We start from the raw sequence: 19,171 nt of genomic DNA on the forward strand, positions 1-19,171 counted from the left end.
CATGGTTAATGCGCATGGGCATGATCGTGGTCATGGTCATGAGAATGGCCATGCGCCGAACCGTGATCATGTCCCATTGTGCGCCCGTGCCCATATGCGCCGCCCTCTGGGGTGAAGGGGCCGGTCAGGTGGCGCATCCGCGCCCCAAGCTGCGCAAGCATTGCTTCGATCACATGGTCATGGCGTATCAACAGGCGGTTTTCTTCGATCTGGCAAGGCGTATGGCGGTTGCCGATATGCCATGCCAGACGCGCCAGATCACCTGTCACCTCGACCAGACTTTCGTCAGCGGGAACAATTTCCAATGTGGTGCCATCCTCCAACTCGAACCCCCACCACTCATCCAGATTGGTGACTTCGGCCAGATCCACCAGAAAGCCGCGGCCCTGTGCCGTCATCAGGCGTTTGCGACGCATCAGGCGGGCGTCATAATCCAGTATGACGGACCCATCGCAATGTTCGGGTTTCGATTTCAGCAAACGGCGAAGGGGGGGGAGGTCGGTCATGAAACACCTGTGTGAAAGAGGTCGCGGTAAACATGTGCGGGCAGGTCGTTGCGCGACAAGCCCATAGATCGCAACGCGCCATCGGGCAGGGCGGCAAGCCGCGCAAATTCTGCCTCGCGGGCGGGGCGGTCAAGCGCGGGGTTGCAGCCAAGGCCAGTTCCGGCAAGAAACCAGTCAAGCTGCAAGGACTGGCGCGGGCTGAGCCGGGAATTTGCGGGACGAAGCGGCATCGGCATCTCCATCAGGCATAGGACACCCTCCCTGATAGAGATATAACATGAATATTCCGTGCTGGCTGCGGCTGGCCTGTTCACATTTTGCTGCGGTGCAGAAAGGCCACATTGCCGGTGCGGATTTATGCGCATTATTCGGCCCTCAATACAAGAAGTAACGCTGTGCCAAAGGCAGGCTTTGGGCCGGTTCGCACGTGAGCAATGTACCGTCTGCGCGCACTTCATATGTTTCGGGGTTCACTTCGATATGGGGTGTCGCGCTGTTGAGCTTCATGTCTGATTTCTGAATGCCGCGGCACCCTTCAACGGCAAGCGTATCCTTGGCAAGGCCAAGTGTCTCTCGGATGCCGGCCTCTTGGCCTGCGTTGGAGACAAAGACGACAGCAGAGCGTTCTACCGCACGACCGAATGCGCCGAACATAGGCCGCGAATGCATGGGCTGCACGGGGATAGAGCCATTCGGGTCGCCCATCTGCGCAACCACGATTGACCCGCCCATAAGCACCATATCCGGCTTGGCCCCGAAGAACGCCGGGTGCCACAGCACCAGATCGGCGCGTTTGCCTTCTTCGATGCTGCCGATATGGTGGCTCATCCCATGCACAATGGCGGGGTTGATGGTGTATTTTGCAATATAGCGGCGCACGCGGAAATTGTCGTTTTCCCCCGTCTCCTGACTCAACCGGCCGCGTTGCTGGCGCATCTTGTGGGCGGTCTGCCATGTCCGGGTTATCACCTCGCCCACGCGGCCCATGGCCTGACTGTCCGATGAAATGACAGAGAAAGCCCCCATATCATGCAAGATATCCTCCGCCGCGATGGTTTCGCGCCGGATGCGGGATTCGGCAAAGGCGACATCTTCGGGCACCTTGCGGTCCAGATGGTGGCAGACCATCAGCATGTCGAGGTGTTCCTCGATCGTGTTGACGGTATAGGGCATGGTCGGGTTGGTCGAACTGGGCAAGATATTCTGCGAACTGACCACCTTGATGATATCGGGCGCATGGCCACCTCCGGCACCTTCGGTGTGGAACGCATGAATTGTGCGGCCCGCAATGGCCTTGAGCGTGTTTTCTACAAAACCGGATTCATTCAGCGTGTCCGTGTGGATCATCACCTGCACATCGGTTTCCTCGGCGACAGAAAGGCACGTGTCGATTGCGGCAGGGGTCGTGCCCCAGTCCTCATGCAGCTTGAACGCAGCCGCCCCTGCGCGCGCCTGTTCGTGCAGCGCGGCGGGAAGCGCGGCATTGCCCTTGCCTGCAAAGGCCAAATTCATCGGAAACGCATCCGCTGCCTGCATCATCCGGCCCAGATGCCACGGCCCCGGCGTGCAGGTCGTGGCCAGTGTGCCATGCGCAGGGCCAGTCCCGCCGCCAAGCATGGTGGTCAGGCCGGAATGCAGGGCATCGTCAATCTGCTGCGGGCAGATGAAATGAATATGCGCGTCAAACCCGCCAGCGGTCAGAATCTTGCCTTCGCCCGCGATAATCTCTGTGCCGGGGCCGATGATCACATCGACACCGGGTTGCGTGTCGGGATTGCCCGCCTTGCCGATCTTGTGGATGCGCCCGTCACGCAAGCCCACATCCGCCTTGTAGATGCCGGTGTGATCGACGATCAGCGCGTTGGTGATGACCGTGTCCATTGCCCCGTCAGCGCGGGTGACCTGACTTTGGCCCATACCGTCGCGGATGACCTTGCCGCCGCCGAACTTGACCTCTTCGCCATATCCACCGCGCTCGACAATCAGGTCGCGCTCGACCTCGATAGTCAGGTCTGTGTCGCCCAGACGAACCTTATCGCCCACGGTCGGGCCATACATATCGGCATAGGCGTCACGCCCAATCCTGTATGACATTTACAGCGCCCCCATGACTTTGGCATTGAACCCGTAGACCACACGCCCCCCGCCATAGGGGACAAGGCGCACTTCTCTGGTCTGGCCGGGTTCAAACCGCACGGCGGTTCCTGCGGGAATGTCCAGCCGCTGGCCGCGCGCGGCCTCTCGGTCAAAGGCAAGGCCGATATTGGCTTCGGCAAAATGATAATGGCTGCCGACCTGCACGGGCCTGTCGCCTGTATTGGACACTTCCAGCGTGGTGACGGGCTGGCCTGCATTGACCTCTATCTCGCCCTCGGGGCAGATGATTTCACCGGGGATCATGGCTTAGTCCTTTTCGCGTATCGGGTGGTGAACCGTGACAAGTTTGGTGCCATCAGGGAATGTGGCCTCGACCTGAACGGAATGGATCATCTCGGGGATGCCCGCCATGCATTGGTCGGCTGTGACCACATGGGCACCTGCCTGCATCAGGTCTGCAACGCTGCGCCCATCGCGCGCTCCCTCGACCACAAAATCGGTGATCAGCGCAATCGCTTCGGGGTGGTTCAGCTTCACGCCGCGCGCAAGCCGGTTGCGCGCGACCATTGCAGCAAGAGAGACAAGCAATTTGTCCTTTTCGCGGGGGTTCAGAAACATCGAGCCTTCCTCATATTTGCCAGACGCGCGGCAAGGGCGCGCGGCGCAGCAGGGTCAGAATTTCCGCAAGCTTGCGGCGCAAGGGCCAGCCATCGGGGGCCATCAGGCGGATCACAAGGCGCTCTTGCAGGGCCGAGGCTGCTGCGCGCACCTGCGTATCGCCCAGGATCGCGCGCACAGGGCCAAGCGCATCGGCGGCATTGGGCGCGACCATGACAACTGTGGCAAAAGCGCGCGCGCCATCCAGACCCGCCGCGCCTGCGGCAAGGCGGGCTGTATTCAAAACCAGCGCTTCCAGATGCAGGGGCGCGTTGCCACGGCTGATTTGACGCCAATCATGGAAATCCAGCGCGCTCACAGTCTCGCCCATGGCCGCGCGGCCCAGCACAACTGTTTCAGCCATAAGGCAGGTTGCATTCTCCGCTAGTGTGATGCGGGACCGGCGGCGCAGTTGCGCGGTGTCGAACAGAATGGTTTCCTGTGGCAGCCAATCGAGATGCGCGCCTTCGCCGAGATGCATGTCAACATTCATGCGTGCCGCACCCGAGGTGCTGCTATATGCACGTTCTGCGGTTTGTGTGGTGGCTGTCATCCGGCAGCCTGCGCCAAGCGACAGCTGGTAGTCCAGCCTGTCACCCCCTGTCAGCCCGCCAGATGTGTTAAGAAACACGATTTCCGAGGGAGCCAGTGCGATCGCCTTGGCGGACCCCTGCTGGCGCAGGTCCAGAAGTGCGGCACGACCAGAGCGCTGCGCAAAACGGGCGCTGGCATGGCCTACGCTGCGCTGGTGCGTACTGAGCATTGGCTGTGCGTTCATCTGCATCCCCTCAGAAACCTGATGTCTTGACGCAGATGATCTGCGCAATCCATGCGGGCCGTCTGCGCCGTGAACAGGTCTTGGGGTGCTATGCTATGCGTGAAATTTAAGCGGTGTGATCATTTTTTGGGCGATCTGAAAAATGCGCTTCGCGCCGCCTTCGGCGAGAGTATTTTTAGCAAGAAAATTGACAGTCGATACATGTGACTTCCTGACTTGCTGATTGCACGCGGGAGTGGCAGTGTCCGCCTAAGGAATGACGGGGCAAGGCAGATGAAAATCGCGAGTTTCAATATTAATGGTATCAAAGCGCGCGGCCCGGCGCTTGGGCGCTGGCTGGACGATGCGCATCCTGATCTTGCGGTGTTGCAAGAGATAAAGTCGACAGATGAGGCTTTTCCCCGCGCTGTCATCGAAGATCGGGGTTATAACCTTGAGACACATGGCCAGAAAGGGTTCAACGGTGTGGCCATCGTGTCAAAGCTGCCGCTGGAAGATGTGAGGCGGGGCCTGCCCGGAGATGAAAGCGATGAGCAGGCGCGCTGGATCGAAGCGACAGTCAGCACGGATCGCGCAGCACTTCGTGTGGCGGGGCTGTATTTACCCAATGGCAACCCGGTGGAATTGCAGGACGATGGCACCCCGGTTGAGGGCGGCAAATATGCCTATAAGCTGGGCTGGATGCGCCGCATGGAGGCAAGATTGCGCGACTTGCTGGCGCTGGAAATGCCGCTGGCGGTGATGGGCGACTACAATATCATTCCGCAAAGCGAAGATGCGGCCCGCCCTGATGCCTGGCGCGATGACGCCTTGTTTCGCCTTCAGTCGCGCAAGGCCTATCGCCGCTTGCTGAATCTGGGTTTTACCGAGGCGTTCCGCGTTCGGACCAGTGGGCCGGGGCATTATACCTTCTGGGATTATCAGGCGGGCGCGTTCGAGCGCAATGACGGCATTCGGATTGATCATATTCTGCTGAATGCCTATGCCGCTGACCTGCTTGCGGACTGCCGTATCGACAGTGAGGTGCGCGCGGGCGAGAAACCGTCCGACCATGTGCCGATCTGGGCACAGCTAGCGCTTTGATGACGATCGCTGGCGAGATACGTTAATCACTTTTAAAGATTAATCTGCTATCCTTCCGGTGTTTTTGAAGGGTAGTAGGGTAGTGTTCCATGCGTCATAGTAAGCGTTCTGTTTCAAATGCCACCGGTCAGCTTATCCGGGGTACACAAAGTGATCTTGTCCGTATTGAAGATGTGTCGCTTGAGGGGGTCAAGCTAAGTGGCGCCAAGAATATCGAGGTTGGCGAGATTGTAAAAATTCATTCAAAGGGAACAGTCTTCTTCGTCAAGATTGTCTGGACGCAAGGGTTGACCTGCGGCGCGCAGTTTCAGTTGGATACCGGGCGCGATGAGATTGCCCGCTTCCTGCGCGCAGTTCTTGGAAATGATAAAGGCCGGCTGCGGTTCGATTCGACATTCCACGAGCTAAGCAGCGCGAAACGGATGCAGTGATCGCTGCACGCGTTATTGCAATTGCCCTTCCAGCGCGGTGAGTTCCTTGCGGATCGCCTTGTGCAGGATTTCGGCAAAGCGGTTGAGGCGGCTGACACGGCGATCATCCAGATGACGAATCAGGTAAAAGCTGCGCTTCAGGCTGAATTGGTCCGGCAGGATGCGTGCAAGCCCCTGTGCAGAGGGGAGGGCAAAATCATGCACAACCCCAAGCCCTGCACCATGGCGGATGAAGTTGAATTGAACGGCAACTGAATTGGACCCAAGTGCCACACGCTCCAGCCCCAGTTCCGAGAGGTAATCCAGCTCGCTGTCGAAAATCATATCGGGGATATAACCGATGATCCGATGCTGGCGCAGATCGGCAAGTTGCGTGATGGGCGGATGGCGCGACAGATAATCGGTCGAGGCAGCCAGATGCAGGTGATAGTCGCTGATTTTCTGCACGCTGAGCCGCCCAGTTTGCGGCGCCGAAACGCCGATGGCCATATCCGCCTCTCTCCGGGACAGGTTGAACACGCGCGGCAGGGCGATTATCTGGACATCCAGCGCGGGATTTGCCTCGCATATGGTTGCGATGACCTGAGGCAACAGATAATTGGCGCAACCATCCGGCGCGCCGACCCGGATCTGGCCGCTTAGCCCGGTGCTGGCCTCTCCCGCTTCCTGTGCGGCGGCGGCCATGGTGTTTTCTGCGGCGACAGCATGCGGCAGCAAGCGCGCGCCTTCATCTGTCAGCGCATAGCCTTGATGTGAGCGGGTGAACAGACGCCGCCCCAGCCCTTCTTCCAGACGCGCGATGCGCCGTCCTACAGTGGCAGGGTCAAGCCGAAGCTGCTGGCCCGCGCGCCCCAGGCTTTCCATTCGTGCCAGCGCGAGGAAAACGCGCATATCATCCCAATCAATCATGCTGCCGACACTGACATCCCCTTGCAATTTTGCAAGGCCAATTTGGAAATTTCCCTATTCCAAGGGCGAATTTGCAAGCCTATCATGCGCCGGAACCACCTTGAGGAGGATGAGATGGAAGAACTTTCGCACTGGATAGACGGACAGCGTGTTGCGGGCCAGTCCGGCCGCTTTGCTGATGTCTTCAACCCGGCGACCGGTGAGGTGCAGGCGCGTGTCCCGCTAGCCTCAAAGGAAGAGCTGGATCATGCGGTTGCCCGCGCCGCAGAGGCGCAGATCAAATGGGGCGCAACCAACCCGCAGAAACGCGCCCGTGTCATGATGGCTGCAGTGGGCCTGATCAACCGTGATATGGACAAGCTAGCGGAAAAGCTGTCATCCGAGCATGGCAAGACCTTTGTCGATGCCAAAGGGGATATTCAGCGTGGGCTTGAAGTGATCGAGTTCTGCATTGGCGCACCGCATCTGCTGAAGGGCGAGTTTACCGATAGCGCCGGTCCCGGAATTGACATGTATTCCATGCGCCAGCCGCTGGGGGTTGTTGCCGGCATCACGCCCTTCAACTTTCCCGCCATGATCCCGCTATGGAAAATGGGCCCGGCGCTGGCCTGTGGCAATGCGATGATCCTCAAGCCCTCCGAGCGCGACCCGTCCGTGCCGCTGATGCTGGCCGAGATTTTCAAGGAAGCAGGCCTGCCTGATGGCGTGTTGCAGGTTGTCAATGGCGACAAGGATGCCGTTGATGCGATCCTTGATAATGAAACAGTTCAGGCGGTTGGCTTTGTCGGGTCCACCCCGATTGCGCAATATATCTATTCGCGCGGCTGCGCGAATGGCAAGCGTGTGCAGTGTTTTGGTGGTGCCAAGAACCACATGATCATCATGCCTGATGCCGATATGGACCAGGCCGCTGACGCGCTGGTAGGCGCAGGCTACGGCGCAGCGGGTGAGCGGTGCATGGCGATTTCGGTCGCAGTGCCGGTGGGTGAAGGCACGGCAGAAGCGCTGCGCGAGCGGCTGGTGCCCAAGATCGAGGCGCTGAAAGTCGGCCCTTGGACGGCTGGTGATGATGTGGATTACGGCCCGGTTGTCACGGCGGCGGCGAAAGCGAACATCTTGCGGCTGGTGGAAACCGGGATAGCACAGGGTGCAGAACTGGTCATTGACGGGCGCGATTTCAGTCTGCAGGGCTACGAAGACGGCTTTTTCGTAGGCCCGCATCTGTTTGACCATGTCACCACAGATATGGACATTTACACGCAGGAAATCTTTGGCCCTGTTTTGTCGATGGTGCGCGCAAATACCTATGAAGAGGCCATCGGCATGGCGATGGATCACGAATATGGCAACGGCACGGCAATCTTCACCCGCGATGGTGACGCCGCGCGTGATTTTGCCAGCCGGATCAATATCGGCATGGTGGGGATCAATGTGCCGATCCCGGTGCCGCTGGCCTATCACACCTTTGGCGGGTGGAAAAAATCGGGCTTTGGCGACCTGAACCAGCACGGGCCGGACAGCTTCAAGTTCTATACCCGGACCAAGACCGTCACATCGCGCTGGCCTTCGGGTATCAAGGAAGGTGCGGCTTTCAACTTCAAGGCGATGGAGTAAATGAAAGGGAGGGGGCCTGTGCGGCCCCCTCTTGGCCTGCGGCCAATTCACCCCCGCAGGATATTTGGACAAAGGTGAAATATTACAGAAAGATTCCAGCCATAAACGGATTGGATTGAAGCAGGGAGGATGCTGTGGAATTTAATCTGAGCGAAGAATCTCAGGCCATATACGATATGGCGCTGGCCTTCGGGCATGAGCATATTGCCCCATTTGCACGTGACTGGGAGGCACAGGGTTCAATCCCGAAAGATTTGTGGACGAAATTCGCGGAATTGGGGTTTGGCGGGCTGTATGTGCGCGAAGGAGCGGGCGGGGCGGGGCTGTCGCGGCTGGATGCGACATTGATTTTTGAGGCCCTGTCACAATCCTGCCCGTCGGTTGCGGCGTTTTTGTCGATCCATAACATGTGTGCGGCGATGATCGACAAATTCGGGTCAGACCAGATGCGTCAGGAGCTGTTGCCGCGCGTGGTCGGGCTGGAGTGTTTCATGTCCTATTGCCTGACCGAACCGGGGTCTGGTTCCGATGCCGCCGCGCTGAAGACGCGGGCCGCGCGCGACAATGCGGGCTATGTGTTGAACGGCACAAAGGCCTTCATTTCGGGGGGGGGCTATTCGGATGCCTATATCGTCATGGCCCGCACTGGTGAAGAGGGGCCGCGCGGGATTTCTGCGCTGGTGGTGATGGATGGCGCGCCGGGGCTGAGTTTTGGCGGGCTGGAAGACAAGATGGGCTGGCGATCGCAGCCCACAAGGCAAGTGCAGCTTGATGATTGCCGGGTGGAGGCCGACGCGCTGCTGGGGGAAGAGGGCAGGGGGTTCAGCTATGCGATGGCGGGGCTTGATGGCGGCCGGCTTAATATTGCTGCCTGTTCGCTGGGCGGCGCGCAGGCGGCGCTTGATGCGACGCTGGCTTATATGCGCGAGCGCCGCGCTTTTGGCCAGACGATTGACCAGTTTCAGGCGCTGCAATTTCGCTTGGCGGATATGGAGATCGAGTTACAGGCCGCGCGGGTGTTTTTGCGGCAGGCTGCGTGGAAGCTTGATCAGGGCGCACCGGATGCCACCAAATATTGCGCGATGGCCAAGAAATTCGTGACCGAGGCGGGCAGCCGGATTGCCGACCAGTGTTTACAGTTGCATGGCGGTTACGGGTATCTGGCGGATTACGGGGTCGAGAAACTGGTGCGTGATCTGCGCGTGCACCAGATTCTGGAAGGGACTAATGAGATCATGCGTGTGATCGTTGCGCGGCAAATGCTGGCGGCACGCTGATGGCGGATATATGGATTCGCAAGGAAGGGCGCGCGGGCAGGATAACGCTGACCCGCCCCAAGGCACTGAATGCGCTGAGCTATGATATGTGTCTGGCGATTGATGCAGCGCTGAAAGCGTGGGTCAGCGACGAAACGGTCACCCTGGTTTTGATAGATGCCGAAGGTGACAAGGCATTCTGCGCTGGTGGCGATATTGCCAAGATGTATTCTACAGGAATGGCGGGCGATTTTACCTATGGACGCCAGTTCTGGGCCGACGAATACCGCATGAATGCGCGCCTTGCAGATTATCCCAAGCCTGTGGTCAGTTTCCTGCAAGGGTTCATCATGGGTGGCGGGGTCGGCGTGGGATGCCATGCCTGTCATCGGATTGTGGGAGAGTCCAGCCAGGTTGCTATGCCTGAATGTGGAATAGGGCTGGTGCCCGATGTGGGCGGTTCGTGGATTTTGGCGCACGCCAAGGGCGGGCTGGGGGCCTATCTGGGCTTGACCGGGGCGCGCATGGGGCCGGCAGATGCGATGCGCGCAGGCTTTGCTGATATGTTTATCCCGCAAGATTTGTGGGAAGGTGCGAAAGCTCAATTGATAGCGTCAGGCGATGTCTCTGCGCTGGAAGCTGCGCCCGCGCCGGAGCCTGTATTCGCCGCGCATCAAGAGGTTATTGACGCAGCATTCATGCAAACCAGTGTCGTGGCGATCGCGCGAGAGCTTGGCGATATGGAGGGTCCCTTTGCCGCCAAGAGCCTTGAGGCGTTGCGGCGCAATTCACCATTGGCGATGGCCTGCACGCTTGCCATGCTGCACAATCTTGGTCCCGCGTCCAGTATCCGCGAGGCATTGGCGCAGGAATATCGTTTCACATGGCGTGCGATGGAGCACGCAGATTTCCTCGAAGGAATCCGGGCTGCCATTGTCGACAAGGACCGCAACCCGCGCTGGCGACATGCCAGCCTTGCAGATGTGACCGAGGCGGAGGTCAACTCCATGCTGGCCGCGCTAGGATCAGAGGAACTGACATTCGAGATAATTGAGGAGGAGTAGATATGAAAATCGGGTTTATCGGGCTAGGAAACATGGGCGCGCCCATGGCCGCCAATCTTGCCCGCGCAGGTCACGAGGTGACAGGGTTCGACCTTGTCGCCCCTTGTCCCGAGGGGGTTACGTCCGCGCAAGATGTGCAGGAGGCCGCGCGCGATGCCGATGTTGTTGTGACCATGTTGCCCAATGGCGCGATTTTGCGTGATGTCGCTGCACAGGTCATCCCGGCGATGAAGGCGGGCGCGGTGCTGTGCGATTGCTCGACCGTCGATGTGGACAGTGCCCGTGCTGTCTCGAAGCTGGCGCAGGCGTCGAATATTGGCGCTCTGGATGCGCCTGTGTCCGGTGGCGTTGGCGGCGCAAGCGCGGGCACTCTGACATTCATGGTCGGCGGACCCGATGCGGCATTTAAAATTGTGGAGCCATTGTTCGGGATCATGGGGCAGAAGGCTGTGCATTGCGGGGGGGCAGGCGCGGGACAGGCTGCGAAAATCTGCAATAACATGATCCTTGGTGCCACCATGGCCGTGACCTGCGAGGCATTCGCGCTGGCTGACAAGCTGGGCTTGGACCGCGCGCGGATGTTCGATGTCGTCTCGACCTCTTCAGGATATAGCTGGTCGATGAATGCCTATTGTCCGGCGCCGGGCATTGGCCCGCAAAGCCCGGCCGATAACGACTACAAACCGGGTTTCGCGGCCGAGTTGATGCTGAAGGATCTGCGCCTGTCGCAGCAGGCAGCCGAAGCAGTCAATGCCGATACACCGATGGGCGCACGGGCTACTGAGCTATATGCCAGCTTTGTCGATAACGAGGATGGCAAGGGCCGCGACTTTTCTGCTCTTCTGCCAAGATTTGTGTCACGCAGCAGGTCTTGAACGAGGGGGCAGGCTTTGTTGCAATGACCTTCAGCCAGCGGGCCAGATAAGGGGCGAAGCGCGTCGGGCGAAGCCTGCGCCGCGACGGCGCGCCTCTTGGCGGCTGTCTGGCGCTTCTGCGAATCAAATCATCAGGCGTGATGACGTTGACCTGTTAGGCTCTCTTCAAGCGCATTGAGAGCAAGGCGGCAGGTGTTTTTCGTAGAATGACTGCTTGTTTTGCGTGTCTGAAAAGCTTCGAGGCCACACAACACGCATCGGCCTGGTTTGTGACGTTGTTTGTTCGCACCTGTCGGTTGTAGGCCGATCTAGCGTATGAAGGCGACTCTGCCTTGCATGAAACGCAACTTGAATTGTTGCCAAATTGTACGAAGAATAGGCTTGCAGCCCCGCGCATGCTTGGATAAAACCCGCCGCAGAGTTGGGGTGTAGCCAAGTGGTAAGGCATCGGTTTTTGGTACCGTGTATCGTAGGTTCGAATCCTACCACCCCAGCCAGTCTTTCCTAAGTTATTGATATACAATGCGGAATGCGGCCTGATTCCCAGTGACCCCCTGTTTTCGGGGTAACTGCGACACAGGACTGCATCACATCGGTGCATCACAGGGGCCATAATCGCCCCTTGAGCCGCCCCGATCCGCGACAGGCTTTTCGCGCCCTCCGACCTGAACCAGAGGGGCGAGAGATGGCACGGCCCGACCACACCATGCGCAGATCGATGCGGCGCGCTGGGCTGAGGCCCCGCCGGAAAGCAGCCGAAAATAGCTTGAACGGTGGATGCAGGATCGCACGCATGCCTGCGCGCTTAGGGGGGAGCAGTCGGGTGATATGGCCCCTCGTCACTGCGGCGTTCTTGCAGTTCTCCGAGCGGCGCGACAGAAATGCGCTTGAGCGCGCGTCCATGTTACCTGCAAGTGCCATGACGTCATCGCCGCGCGTAGGATGGCAGCGATCATCCTGGCGCACCTAAACCCAAAACCCTCGCAGCCCGACATCGCCGGAAGCCATTGCCCGGAACAAGATCCCGCGCTCATCGAAGCGCGTTGGGCGGGCCATCTGCCGACGATGGAACGGGGAGTTGCCGCCGAAACCGTGTCGAGACCAAAAATCATTGAGTGAAGCAACTCAGGCAATGTTAGAGCGCGAGGGACTGTGAGCGTCGGGTCGTAGAGTTCCATATCCGTATCGCTCCGCTCATTCGCTTCACAGCTCACGGTATCCCCGTCACGGAAACCGTGGGATGAGCCTGCCCGGGGATTTCGAAACCCTGTCTTCCACCCGATTTGCGCAACAGAGTTGCGGGGCTATCTAAGTGTTAAACTGCTAGCTAAACACAAGTGTCGGCTGAGTGGATTGCTTCTTTTGGCGGCAGGGGGTAAACCACGACTTTAGTAGAAAAGTGTCGCGTCACGCCTGTATCACAGCGGGCCTCTCTAGTAGTATGACATTTCTCAACGACCAGATAGTAAAGGCTGCTTATGTCCAAACAAAAAAACGTCGTGACCAAGTTTTTGCGCGCAGCAAAGCTCTTGGCAAAGGGCGCTCGCGGAACTCTGGCTTTAAGAGCAAACTATGGCCCTGTGAGGATGTTTGCGATACGCCGTGTAGCCGTTTTCCCCGAGCTTGGCCTTGCCTATAACCGCATCAAGAAAAATGCAAATACGTCCACGATGATCCTGTTGCAGCAGCTTTCAACTGGTGAAGTGGTCAAGGGCAATGCTGCCAAATCCGGGATGAGGCTTTACTTTGATCTGTCCGCTCAAGAACTCCAGAATATCGGTGATCTGAACCTGTTTATTATTATCAGAAACCCCTACTCCCGAGTGCTTTCTGCCTTTCTTGGTAAGATGAAAAAGAAGCACTATCAACAAGCTCATGGCGTGTTTGACATGACACCAGAGGGTTTTGGGAAATTCCTGAAATGGCTGGAAAACGGTGGCCTGACGGGCGACCAGCACTGGGACTTGCAGGTAAAGCTGATGATGCTGCCACTGGAGAAATATGACACTGTTATCCGCTTTGAAGAGTATAGCAGCAGCATGCGTCGTTTTCTGGAGGGGCGTGGGCTGAATGTGCCTGCAGGCGCGCTGGAGGAGTATTATCCAACCTATCGGGGGCACGAAACAAATGCGAGCAGCAAGCTGACACAGTTCTATACCCCAGAAAGGGTCGAGATCGTTCGTCGCATTTACGCCAAGGATTTCGAGGCGCTGAACTATTCGACAGAGTTTCCAGACCCACTATCGTGACTGGCTTTGATTGGGAAAGTTCATATCTACTTATCGGGGGCGAGAACACCGTTTTGGTTTCTATCCCTTCAATAAGCACCCGACGTCGCCTCCGGGGACCCCATTTTCATGATAGCCGATTTGTTATCAGATAGTTGGCCAGAACTTGCCAGGAATGCCCTCGATCCCGAAACCCCTGTGCCCTGGCAGTAAGGTCTTAACAGGCTGCTGAAATACTTCTGTCTCGACAGCGATCTGTGAGCACGATTCACCCTTGGCGTGATCATTGCGGGGGTGAAGGCCCGCGGTACGGACGAGACGGGCGGGTAGTTGTTCAGCTACTTTTATCTAGAAGAGCGTATCTTGTCGCGACACCCTCGGCGTAAGATCTGACAGGTAGTGAATGACGAATTCAAACCGCTGTCGAGGCGGGATTATTTCGACAGCCTGCTAAAGGCCGCTTGATATGGGCTGATTGATGTTGTGCCCTCTAGCAAGAGTTTTCTCCAATTGAAAAACAGTTAATTCTTTTTTCCATGTAAGCTTGTGGACTGGCGACGAAAGAATTGAATCGATGTAATCACCATGAATGTAACCCAACAAAAAACGCTGCAACATAAGTGGAAAAACCGCACTCACTTTCGGCATCATCCTCCAAGATTTCTTGAAATCTGCATCTATGACAATGAGATATAAAAATATGGAGTGAAGCCAAAAATATGTTGAAGGTTTCCAACGATTATTTCTCCAATAGTCGTCAACCTCAATGGTGAGTCGCGTTATAGTCTTCCCACCCTTAACTGAAGCCATAAACCAGCTCGAAATAGGGCGGTCCGACGTCGGCCATGAATACACGAAAAAGCCACTATACATCAACGCATTGAGCCAGTCATCAAGAGGCTTGGTGCAAAGAACTGTCGCATCCACCCAAACACCACCATACTGCCTCAATAGACGGCAACGCAAAATATCTGAATAAGCAGTCCTATTTATCCTTTTATTCAAGTCAGATGCGTTGATAAAGTTGCCTACTGTTCGATCATCCAAAAAAACGATGTCCCAGGTTGGATTGTGCTGCTTCCAACTGTTGATGCAGTACTGAACAATCTCTGGGGCCTCTTCCAATCCCTGTGCCCAATATATCCAAATTTTTCTTTCTAATGATTGGATGGGAGGGTTTTGCCTCCAATGCTTTGACTTCTCTACTTTCCGAGTTATCCTTCTCAATAGATTTGAGGTAAATATGTCTCGAATAATATTTCTAGCCATTCTATGCCTCCAGCCCAAGTCGCTTTCTTAACTTGCATTGTATAATTGAGGGCGAACCGACACATGCATTCATTTGCACCAAGTCTAGAACAGCTTTCGCACTTTAGGGTAACCTAAAACCTTGCAAGGACAGGGCTAATGAGTTCACTTCATATACTCATCAATCCTTTCACGAGTAAGATGCCCATATTTCACTAGCGCCTGAAGCGCGGGATACTCAGTCTTCTGGAAGCGCGCAACAAGATTCCTTCTGGCGGTTGGCGACAGGTCGGTGCTATAGTTTGGAGAGCCAGAGCGCCGATGAGAAGGAATTGTTTGCGCTAGGTTTTCCCAGCCCAATATATCAGTTAGCCGACGAAAATCCTGCGTCATTGTTTCTAGGCACCCTACAAAAAGAATTCTCCGGCTATTTCTTGCGACCCAGCGTCCATTTGAAAGATAGAAGCCTATTCCTTTTGAAATATGTTCTTTCGGATGGCAGAACAGCTCTTCAGCTTGATTTTCCAGCCGTGGTTCAGAGCTCGACAAACTTTCTGCAAGCGCATTGGCACTTTCAAACTTAGTGATGAGTGCGTCATACTCTGGCGTGAACGTATATCCTTGAGTTATCTTTTTGCGTATTCTCCCAGGTTCTGGGCAATTATCTAGGGTAAGCTTGTCGGGATCAAGGCCGCTTGGGTCAAATTCCACAAGAGATTTTGCGAAATTAAATGCAGATACAAACCGGGTGATTGGGTGTCGAACCCATAGAAAAACCCAACCTGGGAGCTGACGTGGTTTTCGAAGGTGATCCTGCTCTAGATAGATCCCCTGCTCGAAAAACTCTGCCATTATTGTCGTGCCGCCGCATTTCCCAATATGAATAAACCTCAGGTTCGGGGCGAATGCGTGGGTCTTGTAGTTTTGGTTCCACTTATGAGAGTAGATGTTCTCGCCCGGAACCTCAAGATAAGGTAACACAGGCGGTCCGACTAAACAATCCCGCAGTAAGGCGATGCGGTCAGGTATTCTGTAAGGTACCAGTTTAATCACGTACTTCAACCATATTAACTGTTATCCACTCATGTGACCCAAATATGACAAATTGGATCGCTCGATTATCTTGGTTGAACAGGTTTCTTTCCACTGAGGTGACGCAATGTACAGAGCATTATCGGTGTTTGTCAAACAAGTTGTCCGCCGGTTTCATGCAGCGTCTCTGATGTCAGGTGGGGCTGATAGCGGCTTCTTGATGAGGCCATATGGGGCCTTCGGGCTGCGAGTCTAGGGTTTTACCTGACCAGTGTCGAGGGGGTGTGCCCCTTCAATTGCACAGAGACTGGTACGATTAACCAAGGTTGCGCGGTCATGGCCAGCTCTCCTGTTTGCCGTCCATCCATTTGAACAACAGCAAATTCGCTGGTGTGAACAGTGTCTAAAGATAAGAAGAGCTTGCCCTCTGCCGTCTGCACCGCGCCGATGTCGATATGAAAGAAACCTATCCACCAAGCACACGGTGGTTGGTGAATTGCTTGAGAACGAGTAAGCGCGACAGCGCAGGTCTGCCCTCCGCGCAGAAATACGGCGCCTCCGGGCTACAACGCGGTGGTTTCGCGGCCCGAATCGCTCGATTTCAGCAGTCTGCGCGACTGCTGGCATCACTCCGGACCAAAAACGCCTCTCTGGAGAGAAGACCAGGCGGTATTCGCGTTCGCCAGAACACAAATTGGGAGAGTCGGCTCAAGTCTTCGCGCTATTGTGCGCCGCGCGCGGATGCCTTATTGCTAGGCGAAAAGAGGGGCGAGCCATTATGCGTCAAAATACGCAAGTTAAGAACGTCTTTGTCCTTTGCACCGGGCGATGCGGTTCCACAACTTTTACCAGAGCATTCGAGCACGCGTCGAACTGGACAAGTGGCCATGAGACCCGCAGTCATCTACTTGGCCCAGACAGATTGAACTACCCGTGTTGGCATATTGAAGCTGACAATCGGCTATCTTGGATACTCGGCCGATTGGACCGGGCCTTTGGAAAACGGGCGCTCTACATTCATTTGACCCGCGATCCCGAGGCAGTGGCCCGATCTTATGAGCAGCGCATCAACAAGGGCATTATGAGAGCTTATGCGCGCGGCATTTTGCTAAATACATCGAAACTCCCAAAGGATATCTCTCCCTATGAATTCGCACGCGACTACGTCGATACGGTCACGGAGAATATCCGCCTATTTCTGCAGGACAAGCCAAACAAAATGGAATTCAGGCTTGAGTCTGCATGCGATGATACAGAAAAGCTATGGGCGCATCTCGAACTTTCGGGCAACCTCGAAGCAGCTCTTGCTGAGTGGGATATCAAACACAATGCCGCGCTGAACAAAGCGGATTCATACCAACGTCGCTCGATTCTCGGCAGGCTGCGCCATTTTAAATGACGCACGTTTCAGGGGTCGCGTTAATTCCTTGTGAAGTGTGCCATAAAATCGCAAACACGCTCTGGATTATTCCAGCGGCCCTCGCCATTTGCTCGTAAACGATTCGGATTTATAGCACAAATCGAGGTTTGAGCGCGCTTCCGTTTTCTCCGGGCACACTTTTCTTACGGGTTCCGTGACGGGTATGCTAGGAGCGCTGTAGCGGTTCAGTATCGCATCCGGATCTAAAGCTCAGCGATCTGTCGGTCGAAGTCTTGACCATGAGGCCTTGGCCAAGGAGTTTGACGAAAGTCGCATCTTCGTCCCTGCGCGACTTCGGCGGTGGTACCCTGCTGGATTCAAGCACGAAATCCCTCTCCGAACTTGTGCAACAAAGCCCTGTATGCCCCTGAAATACCGAAGTCTTTTTATTTGAATAAATGGAAAAAGTGTTTATTAATGAAGTGCAATTTGGGGGGGGAGCGATGCAGTTTTACTTTTTTTGTAATCGACGAGGTAAGGTGTGAAACTGAGAGGTTTGGAAAGAGATCGCGATATGTGCTTTTCTGTTGTTATTCCACTTTACAACAAGCAACAGCACATTCATCAATGCATTACTTCTGTTCTTAATCAAAGCTTTAAGAACTTCGAAGTTTTGGTGATAGACGATGCTTCATCTGACCGGAGCGTGGAAATTGTTCGGTCATTTGATGATACTAGGATCAAGATACTGAGCAGAGAAAATCCAGGACGAGGAGGCTATGCGGCGAGAAATTTTGGTGCTATGCATGCCTGCACGGACTGGCTGACCTTCCTTGATGCCGATGATTATTGGCTTCCACATCATCTTGAAGAAGTTAGATTAGCCATAGCGAAGTTTCCAGATGTTCCACTTTTTTTTACGGGCTTCGAAAAGATAGGAAAAAAGACTGAGCGAATCTGTTCTTCCTCTATGAAAGATTTGACTGCCCCAGAGGCGATGCAATATCTTAGTGAAAAAGATATTTTCCATATCAACGCTGTGGCTATTAAGCGAGAGACTTTCACGCAATCAGGTGGTTTTTTTGAGGATCGCGGTTGGCTGCGTGGTGGTGACTCTGAGCTTTGGCCGCGATTATTGGCCAATGCCAAACGCGTCGTATTGGTCCCAGAGGTTACGGCTGTTTGGGATATTCGTAATAGTGGAATTACCGTTAAAAATTTTGATACAAGTATGGAACATCCTGCGTTGATCTCATTCAGTGAGAATAATATCATTAATCAGGGGAAAAGATTCAGGAGATTCCAGCATATTTTTGCAGTACGAAAACAGCTGATGTGGGATGCGAAAGCGCCTGCCGGAACGAGGCCAATTTGGAAGTCAGCCATGTTTTTTTTGCAAGGCCCGATAACGATACGAACTACAAAAGAGTTTATTAGACTTGTCAGACGTTCTGTTTCCTTGCGGTCGAGAAGATAACTGACCTATCGCGCTGCTGAACTGGCTGATCAACGCCGCAGAGTTATGGCCCGAGCGATCGCTAAGGCACGACTGCTACGGTTGGCGCCAGCGATCTCGGTGCTCGGGGGAGCAGCGGTCTACTTTGAGCGTCAGACCGACCAAGGGTGGTATGAGTTGTATCCTGATGGCAGTTACAACGACTATCGGGATCATTAGTGCAGGGGTCTGATACAGCCCAGCGCAGAGGCTAGAGCGCCATGTCACAATACGCACCGATGTCCATGCCCACGGAAATCCAGAGCGGGCAACACGCTTGCCCCTGCGCAGCAAAGCCCCCGAAGTTCGACAGCAAATTGTGTAAATTCACCATCTGCAGTTTTCCGATGCTATAGTTTTCAATGAGTTACCGTCCCCGAGCCTCCAGTTCTGGTGAAGCCTTGTTGTAACACGTTTTGGTAATCAATCGCTTGCATATTTGACGTATTCGGACTTAACGTTAGCCCAATGTATACGCGCATCTCAAAATCAGGCGGTCGACGCTATCTCCAGTTGGTGGAGGGGCATCGCGACGCGG

General features: G+C 55.5%; 18 protein-coding genes, 1 tRNA gene and 1 pseudogene. 11 read left to right on the forward strand and 9 right to left on the reverse strand.

The genetic code is table 11. From position 1 onward, the window contains the following. Window positions 1-5: 5 nt before the first annotated feature. From EV660_RS17895 to EV660_RS17920, 6 genes are all read right to left on the reverse strand, one after another. Window positions 6-506 carry an urease accessory protein UreE gene (locus EV660_RS17895; protein ID WP_071480119.1) on the reverse strand — a complete coding sequence of 167 codons (501 nt, stop codon included), beginning with the start codon at window positions 504-506 and terminating at the stop codon, window positions 6-8. Further along, window positions 503-736, reverse strand: a complete 234-nt coding sequence (locus EV660_RS17900) for a hypothetical protein (protein WP_071481967.1) — start codon at window positions 734-736, stop codon at window positions 503-505. Before EV660_RS17900 ends, EV660_RS17895 begins: the two co-directional genes overlap by 4 nt. A 145-nt stretch (window positions 737-881) precedes the next feature. Beyond that, entirely contained in the window at window positions 882-2,600 is a 1,719-nt protein-coding gene (gene ureC / locus EV660_RS17905) for an urease subunit alpha (RefSeq protein ID WP_071480120.1), read from the reverse strand. Continuing rightward, window positions 2,601-2,906 carry an urease subunit beta gene (locus EV660_RS17910; protein WP_071480121.1) on the reverse strand — a complete coding sequence of 102 codons (306 nt, stop codon included), beginning with the start codon at window positions 2,904-2,906 and terminating at the stop codon, window positions 2,601-2,603. A 3-nt stretch (window positions 2,907-2,909) separates the two neighbouring features. Then, window positions 2,910-3,221, reverse strand: a complete 312-nt coding sequence (locus tag EV660_RS17915) for an urease subunit gamma (protein WP_071480122.1) — start codon at window positions 3,219-3,221, stop codon at window positions 2,910-2,912. Between the two features lie 10 nt (window positions 3,222-3,231). Next, a complete protein-coding gene (locus EV660_RS17920) occupies window positions 3,232-4,038 on the reverse strand; it encodes an urease accessory protein UreD (protein WP_071481968.1) in 807 nt (268 codons plus the stop codon). A gap of 273 nt (window positions 4,039-4,311) precedes the next feature. Here EV660_RS17920 and xth point away from each other — a divergent pair, with 273 nt between their 5' ends. Together xth and EV660_RS17930 are read left to right on the forward strand one after the other, a co-directional pair. Further along, window positions 4,312-5,121, forward strand: a complete 810-nt coding sequence (gene xth / locus EV660_RS17925; protein WP_071480123.1) for an exodeoxyribonuclease III — start codon at window positions 4,312-4,314, stop codon at window positions 5,119-5,121. Between the two features lie 89 nt (window positions 5,122-5,210). Continuing rightward, window positions 5,211-5,552 (forward strand): PilZ domain-containing protein, encoded by a 342-nt coding sequence (locus tag EV660_RS17930; RefSeq protein ID WP_071480124.1) that lies wholly within the window; start codon window positions 5,211-5,213, stop codon window positions 5,550-5,552. Window positions 5,553-5,564: 12 nt separating this feature from the next. On the opposite strand, the gene EV660_RS17935 is transcribed toward EV660_RS17930, so the two are convergent. Then, window positions 5,565-6,458: a LysR family transcriptional regulator gene (locus EV660_RS17935; RefSeq protein ID WP_071481969.1), complete on the reverse strand. Its 894-nt coding sequence runs from the start codon at window positions 6,456-6,458 to the stop codon at window positions 5,565-5,567. Between the two features lie 117 nt (window positions 6,459-6,575). Between EV660_RS17935 and EV660_RS17940 the strand changes: the two genes are divergently transcribed. The 7 genes and pseudogenes from EV660_RS17940 (at window position 6,576) to EV660_RS17965 (ending at window position 13,519) form a co-directional block, all read left to right on the forward strand. Beyond that, entirely contained in the window at window positions 6,576-8,075 is a 1,500-nt protein-coding gene (locus EV660_RS17940; protein ID WP_071481970.1) for a CoA-acylating methylmalonate-semialdehyde dehydrogenase, read from the forward strand. Window positions 8,076-8,209: 134 nt separating this feature from the next. Continuing rightward, the gene (locus tag EV660_RS17945) at window positions 8,210-9,352 is read left to right on the forward strand and encodes an acyl-CoA dehydrogenase family protein (RefSeq protein ID WP_071480125.1); all 1,143 of its coding nucleotides are present in this window, start codon (window positions 8,210-8,212) and stop codon (window positions 9,350-9,352) included. Next, a complete protein-coding gene (locus tag EV660_RS17950; RefSeq protein WP_071480126.1) occupies window positions 9,352-10,395 on the forward strand; it encodes an enoyl-CoA hydratase/isomerase family protein in 1,044 nt (347 codons plus the stop codon). Before EV660_RS17945 ends, EV660_RS17950 begins: the two co-directional genes overlap by 1 nt. A 2-nt stretch (window positions 10,396-10,397) precedes the next feature. Continuing rightward, window positions 10,398-11,270: a 3-hydroxyisobutyrate dehydrogenase gene (gene mmsB / locus EV660_RS17955; protein WP_071480127.1), complete on the forward strand. Its 873-nt coding sequence runs from the start codon at window positions 10,398-10,400 to the stop codon at window positions 11,268-11,270. 422 nt (window positions 11,271-11,692) lie between these two features. After that, window positions 11,693-11,767: transfer RNA gene (locus tag EV660_RS17960), tRNA-Gln, on the forward strand. A 409-nt stretch (window positions 11,768-12,176) separates the two neighbouring features. Beyond that, window positions 12,177-12,514 (forward strand): annotated as a pseudogene (locus EV660_RS18980) (IS5/IS1182 family transposase); the annotation flags it as partial. A gap of 234 nt (window positions 12,515-12,748) precedes the next feature. After that, entirely contained in the window at window positions 12,749-13,519 is a 771-nt protein-coding gene (locus EV660_RS17965; protein WP_084634770.1) for a sulfotransferase family 2 domain-containing protein, read from the forward strand. A gap of 429 nt (window positions 13,520-13,948) precedes the next feature. Here EV660_RS17965 and EV660_RS17970 read toward each other — a convergent pair whose 3' ends face one another. Together EV660_RS17970 and EV660_RS17975 are read right to left on the reverse strand one after the other, a co-directional pair. Further along, window positions 13,949-14,767, reverse strand: a complete 819-nt coding sequence (locus EV660_RS17970; RefSeq protein ID WP_071480129.1) for a capsular polysaccharide synthesis protein — start codon at window positions 14,765-14,767, stop codon at window positions 13,949-13,951. Between the two features lie 144 nt (window positions 14,768-14,911). Further along, window positions 14,912-15,799: a hypothetical protein gene (locus EV660_RS17975; RefSeq protein WP_134014125.1), complete on the reverse strand. Its 888-nt coding sequence runs from the start codon at window positions 15,797-15,799 to the stop codon at window positions 14,912-14,914. Between the two features lie 1,000 nt (window positions 15,800-16,799). Here EV660_RS17975 and EV660_RS18875 point away from each other — a divergent pair. Next, window positions 16,800-17,177 (forward strand): hypothetical protein, encoded by a 378-nt coding sequence (locus EV660_RS18875; protein ID WP_211116220.1) that lies wholly within the window; start codon window positions 16,800-16,802, stop codon window positions 17,175-17,177. 535 nt (window positions 17,178-17,712) lie between these two features. Further along, window positions 17,713-18,615, forward strand: a complete 903-nt coding sequence (locus EV660_RS17985) for a glycosyltransferase family 2 protein (RefSeq protein ID WP_084634772.1) — start codon at window positions 17,713-17,715, stop codon at window positions 18,613-18,615. The last annotated feature ends 556 nt before the right edge of the window (window positions 18,616-19,171 follow it).

The sequence above is a fragment of the Roseinatronobacter bogoriensis DSM 18756 genome (assembly GCF_004366635.1).
In the GTDB taxonomy this organism is placed as follows: Bacteria; Pseudomonadota; Alphaproteobacteria; order Rhodobacterales; family Rhodobacteraceae; genus Roseinatronobacter; species Roseinatronobacter bogoriensis.